Origin of the sequence: Pseudoalteromonas sp. CST2, from assembly GCF_028599385.1 — a bacterium.
In the GTDB taxonomy this organism is placed as follows: domain Bacteria; phylum Pseudomonadota; class Gammaproteobacteria; order Enterobacterales; family Alteromonadaceae; genus Pseudoalteromonas; species Pseudoalteromonas atlantica.
In genome coordinates, this window is sequence record NZ_JAQREO010000001.1 from 523,098 (window position 1) to 541,225 (window position 18,128).

The 18,128-nt window shown below is 40.7% G+C and carries 14 protein-coding genes; 6 read left to right on the top strand and 8 right to left on the bottom strand.

Annotated elements, in window-relative coordinates:
- The first annotated feature begins 187 nt into the window (after positions 1–187).
- The 3 genes from acs to PSH41_RS02395 all read left to right on the top strand — a co-directional run bounded on the left by acs (position 188) and on the right by PSH41_RS02395 (position 4,754).
- Positions 188–2,128: an acetate--CoA ligase gene (gene acs / locus PSH41_RS02385; RefSeq protein ID WP_273587463.1), complete on the top strand. Its 1,941-nt coding sequence runs from the start codon at positions 188–190 to the stop codon at positions 2,126–2,128.
- 104 nt (positions 2,129–2,232) lie between these two features.
- A complete protein-coding gene (locus tag PSH41_RS02390; RefSeq protein WP_096739203.1) occupies positions 2,233–2,883 on the top strand; it encodes a response regulator transcription factor in 651 nt (216 codons plus the stop codon).
- 275 nt (positions 2,884–3,158) lie between these two features.
- Positions 3,159–4,754 (top strand): AbgT family transporter, encoded by a 1,596-nt coding sequence (locus PSH41_RS02395; protein ID WP_096041267.1) that lies wholly within the window; start codon positions 3,159–3,161, stop codon positions 4,752–4,754.
- Positions 4,755–5,062: 308 nt separating this feature from the next.
- Here the strand turns inward: PSH41_RS02395 and purU are convergent, their stop codons facing one another.
- Both purU and PSH41_RS02405 read right to left on the bottom strand, forming a co-directional pair.
- The gene (gene purU / locus PSH41_RS02400; protein ID WP_264390005.1) at positions 5,063–5,893 is read right to left on the bottom strand and encodes a formyltetrahydrofolate deformylase; all 831 of its coding nucleotides are present in this window, start codon (positions 5,891–5,893) and stop codon (positions 5,063–5,065) included.
- 297 nt (positions 5,894–6,190) lie between these two features.
- On the bottom strand, positions 6,191–8,077 hold the full coding sequence (locus PSH41_RS02405) for a hypothetical protein (protein WP_264390004.1): 1,887 nt from the start codon (positions 8,075–8,077) through the stop codon (positions 6,191–6,193).
- 343 nt (positions 8,078–8,420) lie between these two features.
- Between PSH41_RS02405 and PSH41_RS02410 the strand changes: the two genes are divergently transcribed.
- The 3 genes from PSH41_RS02410 to PSH41_RS02420 all read left to right on the top strand — a co-directional run bounded on the left by PSH41_RS02410 (position 8,421) and on the right by PSH41_RS02420 (position 11,943).
- Positions 8,421–9,398 carry a DNA topoisomerase IB gene (locus PSH41_RS02410; RefSeq protein ID WP_096739206.1) on the top strand — a complete coding sequence of 326 codons (978 nt, stop codon included), beginning with the start codon at positions 8,421–8,423 and terminating at the stop codon, positions 9,396–9,398.
- 211 nt (positions 9,399–9,609) lie between these two features.
- Positions 9,610–10,926 (top strand): L,D-transpeptidase family protein, encoded by a 1,317-nt coding sequence (locus tag PSH41_RS02415; protein ID WP_096739207.1) that lies wholly within the window; start codon positions 9,610–9,612, stop codon positions 10,924–10,926.
- A 15-nt stretch (positions 10,927–10,941) separates the two neighbouring features.
- Complete coding sequence (locus tag PSH41_RS02420) at positions 10,942–11,943, top strand: D-Ala-D-Ala carboxypeptidase family metallohydrolase (RefSeq protein ID WP_096739208.1); 1,002 nt, start codon at positions 10,942–10,944, stop codon at positions 11,941–11,943.
- A gap of 148 nt (positions 11,944–12,091) precedes the next feature.
- On the opposite strand, the gene PSH41_RS02425 is transcribed toward PSH41_RS02420, so the two are convergent.
- From PSH41_RS02425 to PSH41_RS02450, 6 genes are all read right to left on the bottom strand, one after another.
- On the bottom strand, positions 12,092–12,409 hold the full coding sequence (locus PSH41_RS02425) for a hypothetical protein (RefSeq protein ID WP_024033101.1): 318 nt from the start codon (positions 12,407–12,409) through the stop codon (positions 12,092–12,094).
- 68 nt (positions 12,410–12,477) lie between these two features.
- Positions 12,478–13,842: an exopolysaccharide Pel transporter PelG gene (pelG, locus tag PSH41_RS02430; protein WP_273588787.1), complete on the bottom strand. Its 1,365-nt coding sequence runs from the start codon at positions 13,840–13,842 to the stop codon at positions 12,478–12,480.
- A complete protein-coding gene (pelF, locus tag PSH41_RS02435) occupies positions 13,830–15,347 on the bottom strand; it encodes a GT4 family glycosyltransferase PelF (protein ID WP_273588788.1) in 1,518 nt (505 codons plus the stop codon). Before pelF ends, pelG begins: the two co-directional genes overlap by 13 nt.
- On the bottom strand, positions 15,340–16,323 hold the full coding sequence (locus PSH41_RS02440) for a tetratricopeptide repeat protein (protein ID WP_054982710.1): 984 nt from the start codon (positions 16,321–16,323) through the stop codon (positions 15,340–15,342). The genes pelF and PSH41_RS02440 overlap by 8 nt, the downstream gene beginning before the upstream one ends.
- Positions 16,316–17,611 carry a PelD GGDEF domain-containing protein gene (locus PSH41_RS02445; RefSeq protein ID WP_126007942.1) on the bottom strand — a complete coding sequence of 432 codons (1,296 nt, stop codon included), beginning with the start codon at positions 17,609–17,611 and terminating at the stop codon, positions 16,316–16,318. The genes PSH41_RS02440 and PSH41_RS02445 overlap by 8 nt, the downstream gene beginning before the upstream one ends.
- Positions 17,608–18,123: a hypothetical protein gene (locus tag PSH41_RS02450; protein ID WP_024033096.1), complete on the bottom strand. Its 516-nt coding sequence runs from the start codon at positions 18,121–18,123 to the stop codon at positions 17,608–17,610. Before PSH41_RS02450 ends, PSH41_RS02445 begins: the two co-directional genes overlap by 4 nt.
- Between the last annotated feature and the right edge of the window lie 5 nt (positions 18,124–18,128).

The window sequence follows — 18,128 nt, forward strand, 5'->3', positions numbered from 1 at the left end:
TAAGAGTAATTCAATGGCCACTTACTTATATTTAACATACTGTATTTCTATGTAAAAAAGTCATGAGCGGCGAGATTATAAACCACAAAATGTTAATTAGAAGGGTTGTACAACTAAGGTCTAATACTTAATAAAGTACTGCTGAGTAATCCTTTAATCATGGCAAGTTATTAAAATGGAGACTGAGATGTCACAAAGTATCTATCCTGTTCCTGCACATATTGAAAAAACGACGTTAGTTGATAACGAAAAATATAATACACTCTACAAACAGTCGATTGATGACCCACAAGGGTTTTGGCGTGAACATGGCCAGCGCTTAGATTGGTTTACTCCGTATACCAAAGTAAAAAACACCTCATTTGATAAAGGCCATATCGATATAAAATGGTACGAAGATGGAGTTTTAAATGCCTCTTATAACTGTATTGACCGCCATTTAAAAACCAAAGCCGATAAAGTTGCGCTTATTTGGGAAGGAGACAACCCAAACCAAAGTGAAAACATTACCTACCAACAATTACATGATGAAGTGGCACGCTTTGCTAATGGTTTAAAAAAACTGGGCGTACAAAAAGGTGACCGAGTTGCTATTTATATGCCGATGACGCCGCAAGCAATTTACGCCATGCAGGCCTGTGCACGTATTGGTGCTATTCACTCGGTTGTATTTGGTGGTTTTTCTCCCTCTGCCATTGCAGATCGAATTAAAGACTCTGGCGCTAAAGTGGTGATCACATCCGATGAAGGCCGCCGAGCTGGTAATTGTGTTCCTTTAAAAGCGAATGTTGATGAAGCCGTAGCACAAGAGTTGGTGACAAGCATTGAACACGTTATTGTACATCAGCTAACCGGTGGCGAAGTTGATTGGAACGAGCACGATATTTGGTGGCATGAGCTTGTAGCCGACCAACCGGCGCAGTGCGAACCGGAGCCAATGAATGCAGAAGATCCACTCTTTATTTTATATACTTCGGGCTCTACCGGCCAACCAAAAGGGGTTGTGCATACTACAGGGGGTTACTTAGTTTACTCATCAATGACCCACGAATACGTATTTGATTTACAAGAGGACGACGTATATTGGTGTAGCGCCGATGTAGGTTGGATCACCGGCCACAGCTATATTGCTTATGGCCCACTGGTTAATGGCTGTACGCAAGTGGTATTTGAAGGCGTGCCGACCTACCCAACTGCAGGGCGCATGGGGGAGGTGATTGATAAGCACGGCGTAACCATTTTATACACTGCACCAACCGCTATTCGAGCGTTAATGGCTAAAGGCGATGAGCCAACCGCGTCATCTAATCGTCAAAGTTTACGCATTTTAGGCTCGGTGGGTGAACCCATCAACCCTGAAGCATGGACGTGGTATTACGAAAATATTGGTAATGCTAATTGCCCAATCGTAGATACGTGGTGGCAAACCGAAACGGGCGGCATTATGATCACCCCACTGCCTGGTGCCACCCAAACTAAGCCAGGTTCAGCAACGCATCCGTTTTTTGGTATTGCGCCGGCTCTATTTGATGCAGAGGGTAATACACTAGAAGGTGCCGTTGACGGTAATTTAGTGATATTAGATAGCTGGCCTTCACAAGCGCGTACTGTTTATGGCGACCACGAACGTTTTGAACAAACCTATTTTAGTGCTTACCCCGGTGTTTACTTTACAGGTGACGGCTGTCGTCGTGATGAAGATGGCTATTACTGGATCACAGGGCGTGTTGATGACGTGCTTAATGTATCAGGGCATCGTTTAGGCACCGCTGAAATAGAAAGCGCGCTGGTTGCTCACGAAGCTGTAGCAGAGGCCGCCGTAGTAGGTTATCCGCATGATATTAAAGGCCAAGGTATTTATGTTTACATTACGCCAAATGAGGGCGTTACTGTAAGTGATGAGCTGACAACTCAAGTCCGTAATTGGGTACGTAAAGAACTAAGCCCAATAGCTTCCCCTGATATGATTCAATGGTCGCCAGGCCTACCAAAAACGCGTTCAGGTAAGATTATGCGTCGAATTTTACGTAAAATAGCCGCAAATGAACATCAACAGCTAGGGGATACATCAACACTTGCAGACCCAACCGTGGTAGATGAGCTCATAGAAAACCGATTAAATCGTTAAATGCGCGTTAAAAACTTGATTACAAGTTGATTCTAAACGTAGTATATCGGCTGTCAGTAAGTACTTTATACCTTATTGGCAGCCGAATTTATTAGGAGCGAACCATGAGTCAGTTTTTAATAGCGGATGATCATCCGTTATTTCGCGAGGCACTAAAAGGAGCATTAGGTGCTAAGTTTGACGATTTAGAGGTATTTGAATCATCAGATTTTGACAGCACACTGCAAGTACTTAGCGAACAAGAAGATCTTGATATATTACTGCTAGATTTACACATGCCAGGTAATGGCGATTTATATGGCCTGATCCGCATTCGCGAAGACTACCCAAGCTTACCCATAGCGGTTGTCTCAGGAAGTGAAGACATCAACATAGTGTCTAAGGTAATGGGTTATGGCGCAATGGGCTTTATTCCTAAGTCATCATCTTCAGATGATATTGCTAATGCTATAAACCAAATACTAGAAGGCGATACGTGGCTTCCAAAAGAGTTAAAGAATAAAGTAGCCGAAATAGAAGGAGAAGACAGAGAAATTGCCGCGCAGGTTGCATCGTTAACGCCGCAGCAATATCGTGTATTGCAATACCTTCATGAAGGGTTACTAAATAAGCAAATAGCGTACGAACTACATATTTCTGAGGCAACAGTCAAAGCACACATTACCGCAATTTTTAGAAAACTTGGCGTTTATAACCGTACCCAAGCCGTTCTTATTGCCGCTAAATTACAACTAGAACCAATAGAGCAAGCTTAAAATATTAAAAGCGCTAAAATTTGTTTATTGTTTAGGCAAAGCAGTGTCTAGCTAATGTGCTTATTGCCTGTTTATAGGTGATAAGCGCTTACAGATACCAGATATGCGCTGTTCTCGGTGATATGGCAAGACTGAATAAACTTCAATCCACAAAAGCCAATACACTCAAGCAGCGCTTTTTAAACTTAAAACCTACACGTTATTTACCTTTTATACATGATCTCTTTTGCAAACAATGCTAGGTTAGCGCAATTTTGTAATTTATAGAGCCAAGTATGACAGACTCCACACACTCACCTAATAATCAACCTAAAGACAATAACGGCTTATTTAATCGCTTTTTAGCAACCGTTGAGTTTTTAGGAAATATGCTTCCTCATCCCATTACTTTATTTGCGATATTTGCGGTTTCGATTGTGCTAATTAGTGGTATTGCTGATTGGTTTGGGCTAAGCGCAATTGACCCAAGACCGATTGGGGCAGCAGGGCGTGCGCCTGATGGAGTAATTGAAGTTGTTAGTTTACTCAGTGCTGAAGGGCTACAGCGTATTATGGCTGGCCTGGTTACTAACTTTACCGGTTTTGCGCCTTTAGGCACAGTATTAGTGGCACTACTTGGGGTAAGTGTTGCAGAGCATTCAGGGCTACTCTCTGCTGCTATGCGAGGCATGGTTATGGGTGCGTCAAAGCGTTTAGTTACCTTTATGGTGGTGTTTGCGGCCATAATGTCTAACACAGCTTCTGAGCTTGGCTATGTGGTGTTAATTCCGCTTGCAGCCATGATATTTCATAGTTTGGGGCGCCACCCTTTAGCAGGCTTAGCGGCTGCATTTGCCGGTGTCTCTGGCGGCTATAGCGCTAATTTACTACTTGGCACAATAGACCCATTATTAGCAGGTATAACTACGCCAGCAGCACAAATGATTGACCCAACGTACGAAGTTGGCGCCGAGGCTAACTGGTATTTCATGATGATATCAGTATTACTTATTGCCGCACTGGGTACACTTGTAACCGAAAAAATAGTAGAGCCGCGTTTAGGTAAATATAACCCCGATGAAGCCAGTATCGACTTGTCACAAAACAATATTGATACACTTACCACGTTAGAAAAAACCGGTCTAAAATGGGCGGGCGTTGCTTTATTAGTGGTGCTGTCGTTATTTGCTTGGACGATTATTCCTGCCGATGGCATTTTACGCCACCCAGAAACAGGCCAAGTGGCAGGCTCGCCTTTTTTAAAAGGAATAGTCGCAATTATATTTGTAACTTTTAGTGTGCCAGGCTTTGTTTATGGGCGTGTTGTTGGCAGCATGAAAAACGATAAAGACATTATTAACGCAATGAGCAAAAGCATGAGCTCAATGGGTTTATATATAGTATTAGTATTTTTTGCAGCCCAGTTTGTGGCCTTTTTTAAATGGACTAATTTAGGCACTATTTTGGCAATTAATGGTGCAGCACTATTACAAGCGTTAAACCTTACTGGCCCAGAAGTATTTGTATTGTTTATATTAATGTGTGCAATGGTTAACTTGAGTTTAGGCTCGTCATCGGCGCAGTGGGCGATTACAGCCCCTATTTTTGTGCCTATGCTTATGCTTATTGGTTACGCGCCAGAAACCATCCAAGCGGCGTATCGTATTGGTGACTCTGTGACTAACTTAATCACCCCAATGATGAGCTATTTTGGCTTAATTTTAGCGGTGGCAGTTAAATATAAAAAAGACATGGGTATAGGAACGTTAGTGGCCACTATGCTGCCATACAGTATTGTGTTTTTTATCGGTTGGGTCATTTTATTTTACGTATGGGTGTTTGCTTTAGGCTTGCCAGTAGGGCCTGAGTCACCTATTTATTACACACCTTAATGGTGGATGCCAATTTAGAATTAATTATGGTGTCGGATAAAACACAGCTACAGCTAATATCTGACTCTAATTAAGCTGTTAGGCATAAAAAAGCCAGCAAAAGGGGAAACCCTGTTGCTGGCTTTATAGTATGTAAAAAGGGGTCTTATACCAATCCGCAATAATACTTAATCATTTTCAGGGGCTAAACGTGTCGCTATCTGCGTTAAAAAATTCTCATTTAGAGCAACTAAATAGCGAATTTTTTGCCTTGCTATCAACACGTTTATCCATTCTCAAAATAGATCACTTAATTATGCGAAATGGTATTAGCTAAATACCACGGTTTTATTACCGTTAATAAATAGTTTGTGTTCAGAAGCTAGTTGTAAGGCTTTACTAAACACGGTTTTTTCTACGTCTTTACCCATTTTAGCCATCATTTCAGCGGTATTAGCGTGTGTTACGCTGGTGACGTCTTGTAAAATAATAGGGCCTTCATCTAGCTCATTATTTACAAAGTGAGCCGTAGCACCAATAATTTTTACGCCGCGCTCAAATGCTTGATGATACGGTTTAGCGCCAATAAAGGCCGGTAAAAACGAGTGGTGAATATTAATAATTTTGTTCTCAAAGCGACCCACAAACTCAGGGCTTAGTATGCGCATGTATTTTGCTAAGCCAATAATGTCAGGGTTATAAGAGGCAATTAAATCACCTACTTTTTCATCATGCTCGGCGCGACTTAGGCCTACGTGCGAAACAACATGAAAAGGCACATCAAAGCCTTTTGCTAACGGCTCTAAATCTGGGTAGTTGGCAATCACAGCTAATACTTCAATATTTAACGCTTGCTCAAACTGTTTAAGTAATACAGATCCTAAGCAATGTGCTTCTTTTGTTGCAAGCAGTACCACTTTAGTTTTTGTATCATCATGTAGAGCAAGTTGTGCACCCTCAGGTAATAAAGCGCGTAATTTCGATAAAAAGTCACTTTGTGGCTCGCCGGTTAGTTCAGTGCGCATAAAAAAGCGCTTGGCGTCTTTATCTACAAATTCGTTATTACGTGTAATATTTAAATTGTGCGCGTGGCAAAGCCCTGTAATTTTGGCAATTAGGCCTACATCGTCGGCACATTGGGTGGTTAGTATATAGCTCATTTTCCTCATTCTTACCCAGTTTATAATTGCTTCATTATTTGGTTTTTAACGCATAAAGCAAGGGGTTTATGCGTAAATTTAGAATTAATCGGTCAAATAGGTATAAATGATTCAATAAAGTGAAGGACAATTAAAAATACGTTAATAATAAGGCAGATAAACACCATAAATTTTAACAAGCTGGTATTTAAAAAAGGTTTAGTGGTAAGTATTTAATGCGCGCACGGTTTGTAACCTAGTTGCCTAGATTACAAACCGCGGCGCAGTTTAGCTTTTACAAATATAGCAAAGCGATTATTAAGCTTTAGGCTCTGGTGTTAAGTTCTCTTCTTGCCTTAGGTAACCTGCGGCCTCTTCATCCTCTTTTGTTATTGCTTGCTGAGTAGGTATTGCACGGGTTTGTTGGTTTAATTGATGTATTTGCGATGCATTACCTAAATCGCGCTCACTGGTAATTGAAGCAATTGATTCGCGGTCTTTTAGAAAGGCAATTACATCATTTTTAATGGCTTGTAATTGACCTTCATCTTTGTGCATTTCCATTATATGGCGAGGATGTTCAAGGTTTTTCATACCGGTGGCAGCAAACGTGCTCGTAATAACACGAGAGACAATGACCCATGGCGTGATACTGCTGCGCACTAAGGTGTTTTCTGAGCGAGTGCTGTCGTGAATACCTGTACCCGTTGAAATTTTAGATTCGGTAAATGTACCTTCACATTTAAAGTACACAAGTAATGATTCAAACTGCATTTCAGCAAAAAATAAATGAGCACAGTTAGCCAGTAAACGAGCAAAGGCTTTAATAATCCCTGCTATTATTAAAATATGAACACTGCTCATTAGTAAGCTACTAAACTGTATAACATTTTGGTTATTAAACGCTTGCTGTAAATTATTAATATTAGCGCTATCTATGTAGTAATAAATATCTATTAATGAATAGGCTAACAACACCGTTAATACTAATGCCACAATATAAAGTAAATTAGCACTGATTAGCGCAATTAATCTGGCTAGGGTAAAGTTTTTACCTAGCTCCATAGCATGTAGTTTAGGCTGAACCTCTTGAATCATTTCGCCTTTAAAACCGCCTTTACCTTCTATTTGCTCTTGCAGTTTTGGGTCTAGCTCGCGGTAAACTCTATTAGGCACTTCTTTGTAGCGTCTATTTGCCATGACAAGATTATCAAGGTTTATAAATACTTCATCAGGGTGAACAGACTCTTGCCAGTTTTCACGTAATTCTGACACTTCGGCGGTAGGGGTCACTGCGTTTAAGCGTGCTTTGATCATTGTAAATACTAATGCGCAGCTTAACGTTGCTAATATAATAATGGCAATGAGGTAGATGCCAGCATGCAAGTTTGGCAGTTGTGCCAGCCACGCGTCTATTTCTTGTTTGCTGATATGTTGCTCTTGCATTAGCCACGACATAGAAAGGCCAATAACAATCGGCAAAATAAACGACAACGAAATAATTTTAGCTAATGTACCGCCTCCCAGTGCTTCAATGTTTCTTTCAGCATTGCGAGAGATAGGTTTGCTACTTGAGCGCCAAGAAAAAAGCACATAAAACATTAAAATAGCACTGTAAACCGGAAAGGCTAATTCGCCGGCTTCCCCAGTAAAGCCCGACAGCGAAACAAACGCAACTAGCCCATAAGCAACTAAAGCAACAAGCGTGCTCACCCATGAGCCAAATAATCGCTGCGCAACATTTCGAATTGGGTAAGGTAAAAATAACAGTTTGGGAATTAAGCTGTGTAACAAACGAGATAAAAACCCGTTAGGCTCTTTAAAGGTACTGTTTTTACGACCAACCAGCATTTCTTCGAGTGATTGGGCGTTATAGGCTACTTCTTTTTTTTCTTCTTGCGCGGTAGAGCTCTCAGACTTACTAAAATTATACGCAAGCGATGTAGGGTGGTTTCTGCCTACAAAGTATTTTAAGGTGGCATAAATACCTGACGATAAAGAGCGAATACCAAGCGCTAAAATAAACATGCCAAATAACATTAAAATCCAGCCTGCGGTGGTACTTTCTTTCACCGAGCTTGCAGCTATAACAAGTAAACTTACGCCTGCTACCGACTCAATAATACCTCTTAGCGCGGTTACTTTACCTTCCAACTTAAAGGGGTTTTTTAACCCAAGATCAATAGAACCATAATCAAATGCCATTGTATGCTCCTTGTAAACAGCACATTATTTAAGGGGGTTACCAGTTTTGCAATAATACTTAATCATTTGCGAGGGCAAACCTAGTGTTAGCTATGTTTTTCCGGGCTCAAATAGACTAATTAATTAAGCGAGTTGGTATTATTATCCGTGTATATTTTGGCCAAAATGAGCATAGCTAAACGGTACCAAAAGGTGCAGTTTATATACTTAAGCAGGTAATTAAACTAAACGGATTTTTATATTATTGTTCAATTTTTGATTATATATCAATAACGTTGTTCAGTTTAAGGTTATTTTACAGTGATACCTTTATTGATGATGGTTTAAGTTGCTAGGAGCATAAATGAAACTAATCTACGTCGATGATAATTTACCCGGTATAACCCGTAAGCGTAAAAACAAAACGTGGCTGTACTTTGACCCAATAGGAAAGCAAATCACCGATCAAAAAGTGATTGATCGTTTAAATGCGTTAGCGTTTCCGCCCGCCTACAAAAATGCTTGGTTTTGCCCTGAAGAAAATGGCCATATTTTAGCAACCGGGATAGATAGTAAAGGCCGTAAGCAATACCGTTACCATGAAGATTTTAGAGCTCAACAAGAGGCGAAAAAATACCAAGCCTGTGGGGTGTTTGGCAATAAGCTGCCATTACTGCGTGCCCGTTTAGAAAACGATTTACAAGGGGATGAGCTCAGCGTAGAGCGCACATTAGCTGCGGTAGTTAGGCTTATGGACTTAGGTGCATTGCGGGTAGGTAACGAGCGAAATGTAAAGCAAAACAAAAGTTTTGGCGCCACAACCCTGCGCAATCGCCATGCTAAGCTTACGGGTAAAAATATACAGCTACGGTATCGGGCTAAATCGGGCAAAGAGCGCGAGGTAAACATAACCGACAGAGTGCTTAGCCATGTAATTAAAGACCTACAAGATTTACCCGGTCAGCATTTGTTTCAATATATAAGCGATGGAGAGCGCACAAACGTAACCTCTAGTGAAATTAACCATTATATTCAACAAATAATGGGTGAGGACTTTAGCGCTAAGCACTTTAGAACCTGGCGAGCCAGTGTTATTGCCTTTAAGCAACTTGTAAAAGCAAAAGGCGCACTTAGTTTAAAAAGTATGCTCGAGAGCGTGTCTGAGCAGCTAGGTAATACGCCCGCTATTGCCCGTAAATCGTATGTTCACCCGGATTTAATTGCCTTGTGTAAAGAGGATGAACAAACCCAAACAGCGTGGCGAGAGTCGCTTTCTTTACCGCGAAAAACAAAATACTTGAGTCGTTATGAGCGTGGCTTTTTGGCCTTTTTAAAAGACTAATTGCTATAGCAACTTTACACACTACAGCAACCAAATTACATAATTGCGTAGTTGAAGTGTTTTTTAATTACCATGTAAAATTTTAAAAAGTTATTAAATTTCAGTGTGTTGTATTTTTATTTTATTTTGGCACCTGCATTGCACCTTCAAATTACTGTTAAGCAGTAAGTACAAAAGCATTTATCAATGATATTTAGCGAGGAGGTACAAAGTGAAGGGGTTATTTTCAAAGGCATTGTCTACAAAGGTAAAGCACATTACGTTACACGCTACGCTTGCAGGCTGCGTTAGCGCCATGCTAACAGGGCAAGCGCTAGGCAGTGCAGATCTTGAAAGTGTGGCACTTGCCAACTCTTCATTAACCACTTACAACTCGCAACAACAATTGCAAAATGGCGATTATTATTTTGATCAAAATGCAGCACAGTTAATCGCGCGCACCGAAAAAGCAATTAACTGGTACACAGAAATAGTTAACAGTGGCGGGTTTACCCCTTTATACACTAATGAGTTGCTTGAACTTGGCAGCACTAGTAAAGCGGTGAGTCAGTTGGCGCTGCGTTTGTATCAAGAGCGTGACTTAACCAGCAATGTATGTGACACCGCAATGTGCACATTTGATAAAACCATTGAGCAGGCTGTGCAACAGTTTCAGCGTCGCCACGGTTTAAAGGTTGATGGGCGAGTAGGAAAGCGCACCTTAGCTAAGCTTAATGTACCCGCTAAGAAAAAATTGGCTAAATTAAAGCTTAATTTTTACCGCATAACTAACTTCGCAGGCTCAAGTGATTCGCAGTATGTGTACGTAAACATACCTGAGTACACATTGCGCTATGTAAAAGCAGGCGAAGTAAAACTACAAAATAACGTTATTGTGGGTAAGCCGAGCTGGGAAACACCTGCCTTTAGTGACGAAATCGAAAAATTTGTAGTAAACCCTGAGTGGCGTATACCAACCTCTATTGCAACCAAAGAAATAGCACCAAAGGTGGCAAAAGATCCTCAGTACCTTGCTAAAAATAATATCGAAATTAGAAAAAACAGCTACCTAGATTCTAAAACAGTTAACCCCAGTAATATTGATTGGCAGTCTATTAAGCCCTATCAGTTTGATCACTTTTTAGTTAAGCGTGCAGGGGATAAAAACCCACTTGGCGAAGTGAAATATCTGTTTCCAAATCCTGAAGCCATTTATGTTCACGATACTCCAGCAAAGCAGCGTTTTAACCAAGCGCAGCGTGCGCTATCACATGGCTGTATAAGGGTTGAAGAGCCATTTTCATTGGCGCGTGAAATAATTAAGCACCAAGGTGAAGAGCGCACTCTTAAGCAAGTGGATAAAGCCAGAGATACCGATACCACTCAAACTTTTTATTTAAATGAGCCCTTACCTATTCATTTGGTGTATTGGACGGCGTGGGTTGATGAAGACATGCTCGTTAATTTTAGAGACGATATTTATCAACATGACGCAAAAGCATTACTTAAAAACGAAGATCAGTCAGTCATTGCTGCATTGATAAAATAGACTATGAGAGGATTTATGCCGTTTATACCACGTATTTTAGGCTGCATATTAGCGCTTTGCGTAAGCGTAGGTAGTTATGCCGCCGAGCCCGTGAAAAAAGCACACCCAAGCGTTGATATTCAAAATAAAGCAAATTTTGAAGATGCAGAGTTTAGCCTAAAAATTAACGACATAGTAATGCCGTATTCGGTGTTTTCTGTATTTGTGATGCCTAATGAGGCAGTTGAGTTTGAAGTGCTTTACGCACAATCAAAACGACCCTATTCATTACTTAATAACCATAGCAACGCCACCTTAACTGATACAAACCGCTGGCAGTGGCAGGCGCCTAAAAAGCCTGGCTTAACACGGGTAATTATTGAATCCCCCGACAAAAAGCAACGTATGACAATTAATGTGTTTGTTAAAGTACCTGCAGATGAAGTACAAGGTGGAAAGCTTAAATATTACCACATTGGCCATTACCCAACGCCCTCACAAATTAAAGATAGTAAGCATTACATAGTGCCCGATGGTTTTGTAAAGGTGACCCCAGAGAACGAAAATATAAAAATATCACCGCATTTTTCTCTTAAAGAATTTGTGAGTAAGCAACGAAGTAAGCACCCTAAATACTTATTCTTACAAAACAAGTTGTTACTTAAACTTGAAAAAATACGCAAAGAGCTGATTTTAGAAAACATACCGGTTAAAAATATGGTGGTAATGAGCGGTTACCGCACCCCTTATTACAACAAAGCCATTGGTAACGTAAAGCTTAGCCGCCATGTGTTTGGCGACGCTGCCGATATATTTATAGATAACGATGGCGACTACCGTATGGATGATATAAACAACGACGGCAAGCACTCTATTGGCGATGCACAAGCTATGGCTGGTATAGTGGAGTCGCTCGCTAAGCGAGAGTCATTTAAAGGCTTACTTGGCGGTTTAGGTGTTTACGGGCCAAAATCACATCGCGGTGCATTTATACATGTTGATACGCGTGGTTTTAAAGCGCGCTGGGTGAGTAAGTAATATATGTTTCATGGTTAGTAATCACGTTAGCATAAAAAGTATTGGCAATTTTTTTGCCAATACTAAGCAGGTCATTGTTAAATATTGATTACCTTTTACCTTTTACCTTTTACCTTTTACCTTTTACTCAAAATTTAAGAGCAAAGATTTAACTCAATAACAGCCATGTTATTAAAACACATAAGGTATAAGACTCGTTCAAACCAATTAAGCGAAGGTTGAAGATGTCTGAAATTAAACGGTTCCAAACTTCTTTAAATAGTGCCGACAAAATACAGGCGCTTATAATCCACATTGCTAGCAGTAGCACCATTTTTACTGTGAATGTTTGTATATAAATATCAATAAGGCTATTCCTTTGATATGCATTCCCTACATCAAACGTCATTAACGTATACAACAAGCTAATAGCCCACAAAGCTATGGTTGCAAAGATATTAAAGCGCGTGGTAATTCCTTTTTTCATTAAAGATAAGTCCTTTTTAATTAAAGTTAGCTTTACTTTTGTAAGTTACCATTAATGGTACAATGGTTCTACTGCAGCATAAAAGTTTCGTACTCAAGCTCTTCAAATTGTTTTGATAGCCAATAAAGACCAATTACAGATGTAATTATGGTCGAGAGCGCAAAACCGTAACCATAAAACTGCGGCCCTAATGCAATTGAGGCAATCGTAAATACGATATTGATAAACAAAAACAGCCCAGATAAAAATAATACGGTGGCACGCTTATCTAAGTAAAATAAAATATTTAAAATAGACAAAAATATAACCTGTACACCTACACCCACCACATCAATAAACAGCAATGTTTTATAGTTAGGGTCTATGCCTATAAAGGTCAGTATTTGCTCGCCCCACAGTAATAAGCACGCAACGGTGATACCTTGGATTTTAAATATATCGTAAAGGCCGCCTTGCGCTGTTTGCACCATTTTATCTTTTAGGTAAAAAATTTCTTCAAGCGATGAGCCACCTCTAATGGCGGTATAAAAACGGTCGTATTGTTCTACAAAGTCGGTTTCCATTCTGACTAAAAATACCGCCATTCCTGGAATAATGGTTAAATAGGCTAAAAATATAGGCAAGTCGTAAATAGGGCTTGCTCTTAATGTGCCTATAATTTGAATAGAGGTAGCGGGGGAGTACCAAAAAATAATTTTATCGGCCCACACGCCTATGTTGTAAAAAAGCCCACAAAAAAATAGGCTGTAATACACTTTTTTGTTGTTTAAAAAATCAAAACTAATGAGTTTACCGCCAGGGTAGCGACGAATAATCATAAACAAAAAGCTAAAAAAGAGCAGCGCTTCACCGGCAAAAAAAGCAAAAAACAACCCGTCTATTTGCCAGTCGCGCAGTAAAAATGCCAGTAACACCATAAAGCTGTAACCGCTTAACATGGTTACTAAAATAAGCCGGTACTCCTTCATTCCCGACAAAAATATAGCGCCAAGCCATTGGTTACATAAGCTTACAAACGCCCCTAATATTATTATTTTAGTCACAACAGGTAGCGGTAGTATTGGCCATACAGCTAAGCCAATCAGTAATGCGGCAAGGGTGGTAACAAGCTGCGCGCCAAGTAAATTAGGCAGTACCTGGTCGTCCTTTTTTTGAAAAAACAGATCGGCAACAAAACGCGTTAATAATAGTTGCAGACCGCCGGTTAATATAAGGGATGCTGCCATCATATACGTAATAAGCGTTAAAAACTGAATAATTAATACTTTTGGCAGCACGACACCTAGGCTTAAAATACCAATTAGCATGAGCGCAATGATAGAAAGCAGCCAAGGGCCTGAGCCTATTAATCCCGCATAACCGTATGCTTCAAAAACAGAGAGTAGGGTGTTTTTTTTGAGAATTTTACGTATCTCAAAACCTATTCCGGCCATGCGATTGTATCCTTGTAAAGTTTATCGTAGCGGGCAAACATATGGCTCTCGTCGTAGTATGTTTTAACACGGTTGAGGCCGTTTTGTTGGTACTGATACCATGTTTGCTCATTTTCTAATAGGGTAATTATTTGCTGTGCGGTTTCGCTGGGTGAGGCAATAGAAACTACTTCGCCAGCTTTACCAAGGGTCCTATCTTCCTCGCTTGCCCCTTCTATTATTTCTCGGCACGAGCCCACGTCACTTGCAAGTACAGGTACGCCTGCTGCCATTGCTTCAAGCAGCACTAATGGTTGAGCTTCAGAAATTGAAGTCAACGCAACAATACCTAGCTTTGGGAGTATTTCGACGATGTTTTTCATGCCGGTAAACGTAATGTTTTTGTCTAAATCTAGGCTGCTTACTAGTAGCTGGCACTCTTTATAATACTGTGGGTCTTCCTCAAAAGGGCCTATGATCCAGCCTTCTATGTCTGGCAGTTCGGCTTGGACCTCTTTAATGGCACGAATAAAGGTTTTAATATCTTTAATTGGCACTACACGGCCAATTAACCCAACCACCATAGGGACCGATTTAGGTCTAGCGTTAAGGGCATCAACAAAGCGTTTTGTTTTTATACCATTAGGCACTACCGAAGCTTTACTTTCGCTGGCGCCATCTTTAATTTGCCTTTGTCTATTCCCCTCATAAAGCGAGATGATTTTGTCGGCTTGGTTATAAGTAGTGCGGCCAATTTGCTCAAAAAAGCTGATCCACATTCGGCGAATAAAGCCCATTTCAGTATTTAGGTTTTTACCTAGGCTTTGTTCAGACTCTTTTATCCAGCTGGCCTGTATTAAATCTATTTTACGCTCTTTAGTATAAATACCGTGCTCGGTAAGCAAAAATGGCGTGTTGTGTATAACGCTTGCACCTGCGCCCAATATGCCAGCATAGCCTGTCGAAATAGAATGAATAAGTTTAACATCGGGGAGTGAACGGGCTATTTCGGCTATTTTAAACAGTGGTTTATACAAATTTCTGTACGACCAAAAAAAGTCGATAAATGACGATTCATCGCAATAGGTTAAATAATAGTTTGCCAGCACCTGCCACGACGACTCGCTGTATAAAAAATCGGCTTCGTTGATACCGTCTTTTTTAGCTAGATTTTCAAAGGCAAACTTTAAAAGCTCCGTCGGTATTGGGTCTTTACAGTCACGGAAATACCCTTGTAATTGCTGCCAAAAATCAAACAGTTCTTTTTTATATTTAACGCCATGTTTCGCTTTTATTTTTGTACTGTGTTGCGTAACTAAATAATGCACATGCAGCTTAGTTACATTACTCGGTAGCGTGTACTGAATGTCGCCGTAGTGTTCGGGTGCGCCACCGACAAACACTAATTCAAAGTTATAGTGAGGCAGGCCTTCTATAATTTGGTGTACCCAACTCGATACGCCGCCCCGTACATAAGGGTAAGTGCCTTCAAGTAAGAGTAAAATATCGGCTTTTTTTTCACTCATGCCAATACTCCTGTAAATGGCGTAACTCAGAGCCTTTAGGCTGTAGTGCTAGCTCTTCAAGATAGCGCTGACAGTCTGTGTAATTGTGTAATCCAAAGGCGACTTCGGCTTTATAAGGTAGTACGTGGCGCCTAGCCATGCCTAATTGCGTGGCTAAATTTAAGCTTTGCTGCGCCTCATTTAATTTACCGAGCGCAAGTTGAATTCGCCCTAAAAACACATAGCTTGCTGGCTGAGGGTTAAACTTTATACTTGTTAAGGTTAGTGCTTCTGCTTTTTCTAGTACGTACTTTTTTAGTGCGCCTTGTGCTAAGCCTAAGTAACTAAGCTCCCAATAAAGCTCGGCTTGTTGGCGTTGCAGATTGCTCAATTTAGGTTGTTGCGTGGTATTGGCTATAGCGTGCTGGCATTGGCTTATTTTTTCGTTCAGTTTAGTTTCTTTGCTATCAAGAGTTGAATAGGCAAGTAAGCGAATATCATCTTCTAAGTCTTTTAAAGCCAGTTTGAGTATAGGAATAGCTTGGGCATCGCTCATGTGCCGTGCAGCCATTACTGCACTTAGGCGTTTATTTGGCTCACTGGCGTGTTTTAAAATAGCTTTTAGTCCACCCATAGAGTAAATAGGCGTTGCTGAGACACTTCTGGCTTCAAAGGGCAGGGCAGGAACCTTGTGCTCTACAATATCAATATCGTTGTTTTTAAGCGGTTTACTAAGGGCAAAAGTAATGGCAAATACCACCCCTAAAATACCAAATACAGGCAAGGTAAATAGCAGTAAAAATAACAGCGCTGAGCCACTTTTTAAGGTGGTTTTGTATTTGTTAGGAATAAACGCATGGCTTACAAAGGTAAAGCACAGGCTAGCAATGCCATGTAATAAAACAATCAACAGCCAGTTAGGCGCATCTAAAATATGCGCAAAAGCAAAGTATTCACATAAACAGCCAATAAAAGCGGCAACGATAATTTTAATCATGGGATGCAACTAACTTAGCGATGTGTTCGCTGCTTATAGGCAATGCCATTTGTTCTTCTATTTTAATTTGCAGTTGCTCAACGGTTTTACCAAAGTGCTCGATACACCAAGTATTAATACGCGATATAAAGCCACTTTTGTCCAGTTCACTTGCCATTGGCATAAGTAGTAATAGTGTGTGGTTTTGACTATCGTAAAGATAAATATCTAAACCTCTGCGAGCTTCACTTAAATACTCTAATAATTGGCGCGACTCTTCACTTGTTTGCATTGCTTTGAGTTTAAGCAGCTGCGAGGGAATATTATAGCGTTTAGCTTCTTTGTTCGCCCTGCGTAGTTGCCTTACAAAATAAGGGGTTTCTTGTGGGGTCATTACTGGGTTGGTAATTTCATGACGCAGCAAATCGCCAATGTTACCGGCCATAACGGCTAGCAAAGTAAGTGTGGTGTTTTTAAGGGCAAAAAATTGAATGCTTTGTACTAAAATTACCCCGTAAATAGTGTTATTAATATCAACTAATGGGATAGCAATATGGTATTGGCTAAATTTATTTTTAACCTCTTTAACAGAAACCAGTTCGCGCTCTTCAAACATGGCTTTAATAAGGGGGTCTTCCCTATTTAGCTCGCCCATAGCACCTATGCTTGCTAATGGCTGCTCTATTATGGTGTGGTTTTCTACTTTATAAAGCGCTGCTTTTTCAAGTGAGCCATATTCAACAAATAAGTTTAAAATGCTATTTGCCGCACTGTCTAACCGTCTTTGTGTTAGTTGCCCTATAACGGCCCGTACCGCTTGGAGCGATTCGCGCAGGCTAAGAGTATGACCTGCTAACATTTGCTCAATCCGGTCGTGGGATGAGTTTATTAAATGGTATTGGCGGGTAAAGGTTTCTAATCGGTTAGTTACATACTCAAGCTCAATACTTTGCTGTTGATTAGTGCGCTCCCATACATCTCTGAATTCGCCAGCAATCATAATTACAATTAAATAACCAATCATGGCGTTAATATTAAATTCGTTAGGCTGCGCTAATACTTCGCTTTTGCTTAACAGCAATTGCCCGGCTAATAAACATAATATGCTTATAAAGCCTTTTGAAAAACCATAGCGCAAAGCCACTAACAGCGGCCCAAGTACCGGCCACGAAAACCCATTTTCCGTCCAAAAGGGGTCTTCGGCGTTAAATATAACCGGCAGCACAATTGCAAGCGCGGTAAATACAATTACCTCAGCCCAAATTTGTAGCTCAGGGACCTCTCTTGGTCGAAAAAAATGTGTTTTCACTCACTAACCTCAATGTACGAAATTAAATCGGCGATGACATCTTGTGCTGTCGCGGCAATACTGTCGCGACCCCAACCACTTTTTGCGATAGTGCCCGTCCAAAGTGGGGTTGTTTGACCTTTAGCCGTTAAGCTAAGTGTAAGTGCGACTACCGGCTCGCCATCTAGGCCCGCTTTATAACGCCATTCTTCTATGCTACCTGATAACACATAGTCTGTTTGCTGTGTGCTTAACCACTGCATGGCGTTATCAAGACGGTATTGATCGTCAAGTGGCGGAAGGTCTTTAGAGTTACTGCGCGGTGCACGTAATAACGTAGGAAGCTTATTTTGCTGCCAAATACTCGCAAGTATATCTTCTGCACGTTCACCGGCTAAGGGGGTTTGCGCATGATTTACCAAAGGCATTAAAGCCACGGTAGTTGATGGACCTAGCTCTACATCATCAGCCACACGGCTGGTGGTACATGCACTGAGCACTAATACCAAACACGGTATGATTAAACGAAACATATTCT

Bases quoted from the DNA above. Each gene is read 5' to 3' on its own strand.
- acs (WP_273587463.1), top strand. From the start codon at position 188: ATGTCACAAAGTATCTATCCTGTTCCTGCACATATTGAAAAAACGACG.
- PSH41_RS02390 (WP_096739203.1), top strand. From the start codon at position 2,233: ATGAGTCAGTTTTTAATAGCGGATGATCATCCGTTATTTCGCGAGGCA.
- PSH41_RS02395 (WP_096041267.1), top strand. From the start codon at position 3,159: ATGACAGACTCCACACACTCACCTAATAATCAACCTAAAGACAATAAC.
- purU (WP_264390005.1), bottom strand. From the start codon at position 5,893: ATGAGCTATATACTAACCACCCAATGTGCCGACGATGTAGGCCTAATT.
- PSH41_RS02405 (WP_264390004.1), bottom strand. From the start codon at position 8,077: ATGGCATTTGATTATGGTTCTATTGATCTTGGGTTAAAAAACCCCTTT.
- PSH41_RS02410 (WP_096739206.1), top strand. From the start codon at position 8,421: ATGAAACTAATCTACGTCGATGATAATTTACCCGGTATAACCCGTAAG.
- PSH41_RS02420 (WP_096739208.1), top strand. From the start codon at position 10,942: ATGCCGTTTATACCACGTATTTTAGGCTGCATATTAGCGCTTTGCGTA.
- PSH41_RS02425 (WP_024033101.1), bottom strand. From the start codon at position 12,409: ATGAAAAAAGGAATTACCACGCGCTTTAATATCTTTGCAACCATAGCT.
- pelG (WP_273588787.1), bottom strand. From the start codon at position 13,842: ATGGCCGGAATAGGTTTTGAGATACGTAAAATTCTCAAAAAAAACACC.
- pelF (WP_273588788.1), bottom strand. From the start codon at position 15,347: ATGAGTGAAAAAAAAGCCGATATTTTACTCTTACTTGAAGGCACTTAC.
- PSH41_RS02440 (WP_054982710.1), bottom strand. From the start codon at position 16,323: ATGATTAAAATTATCGTTGCCGCTTTTATTGGCTGTTTATGTGAATAC.
- PSH41_RS02450 (WP_024033096.1), bottom strand. From the start codon at position 18,123: ATGTTTCGTTTAATCATACCGTGTTTGGTATTAGTGCTCAGTGCATGT.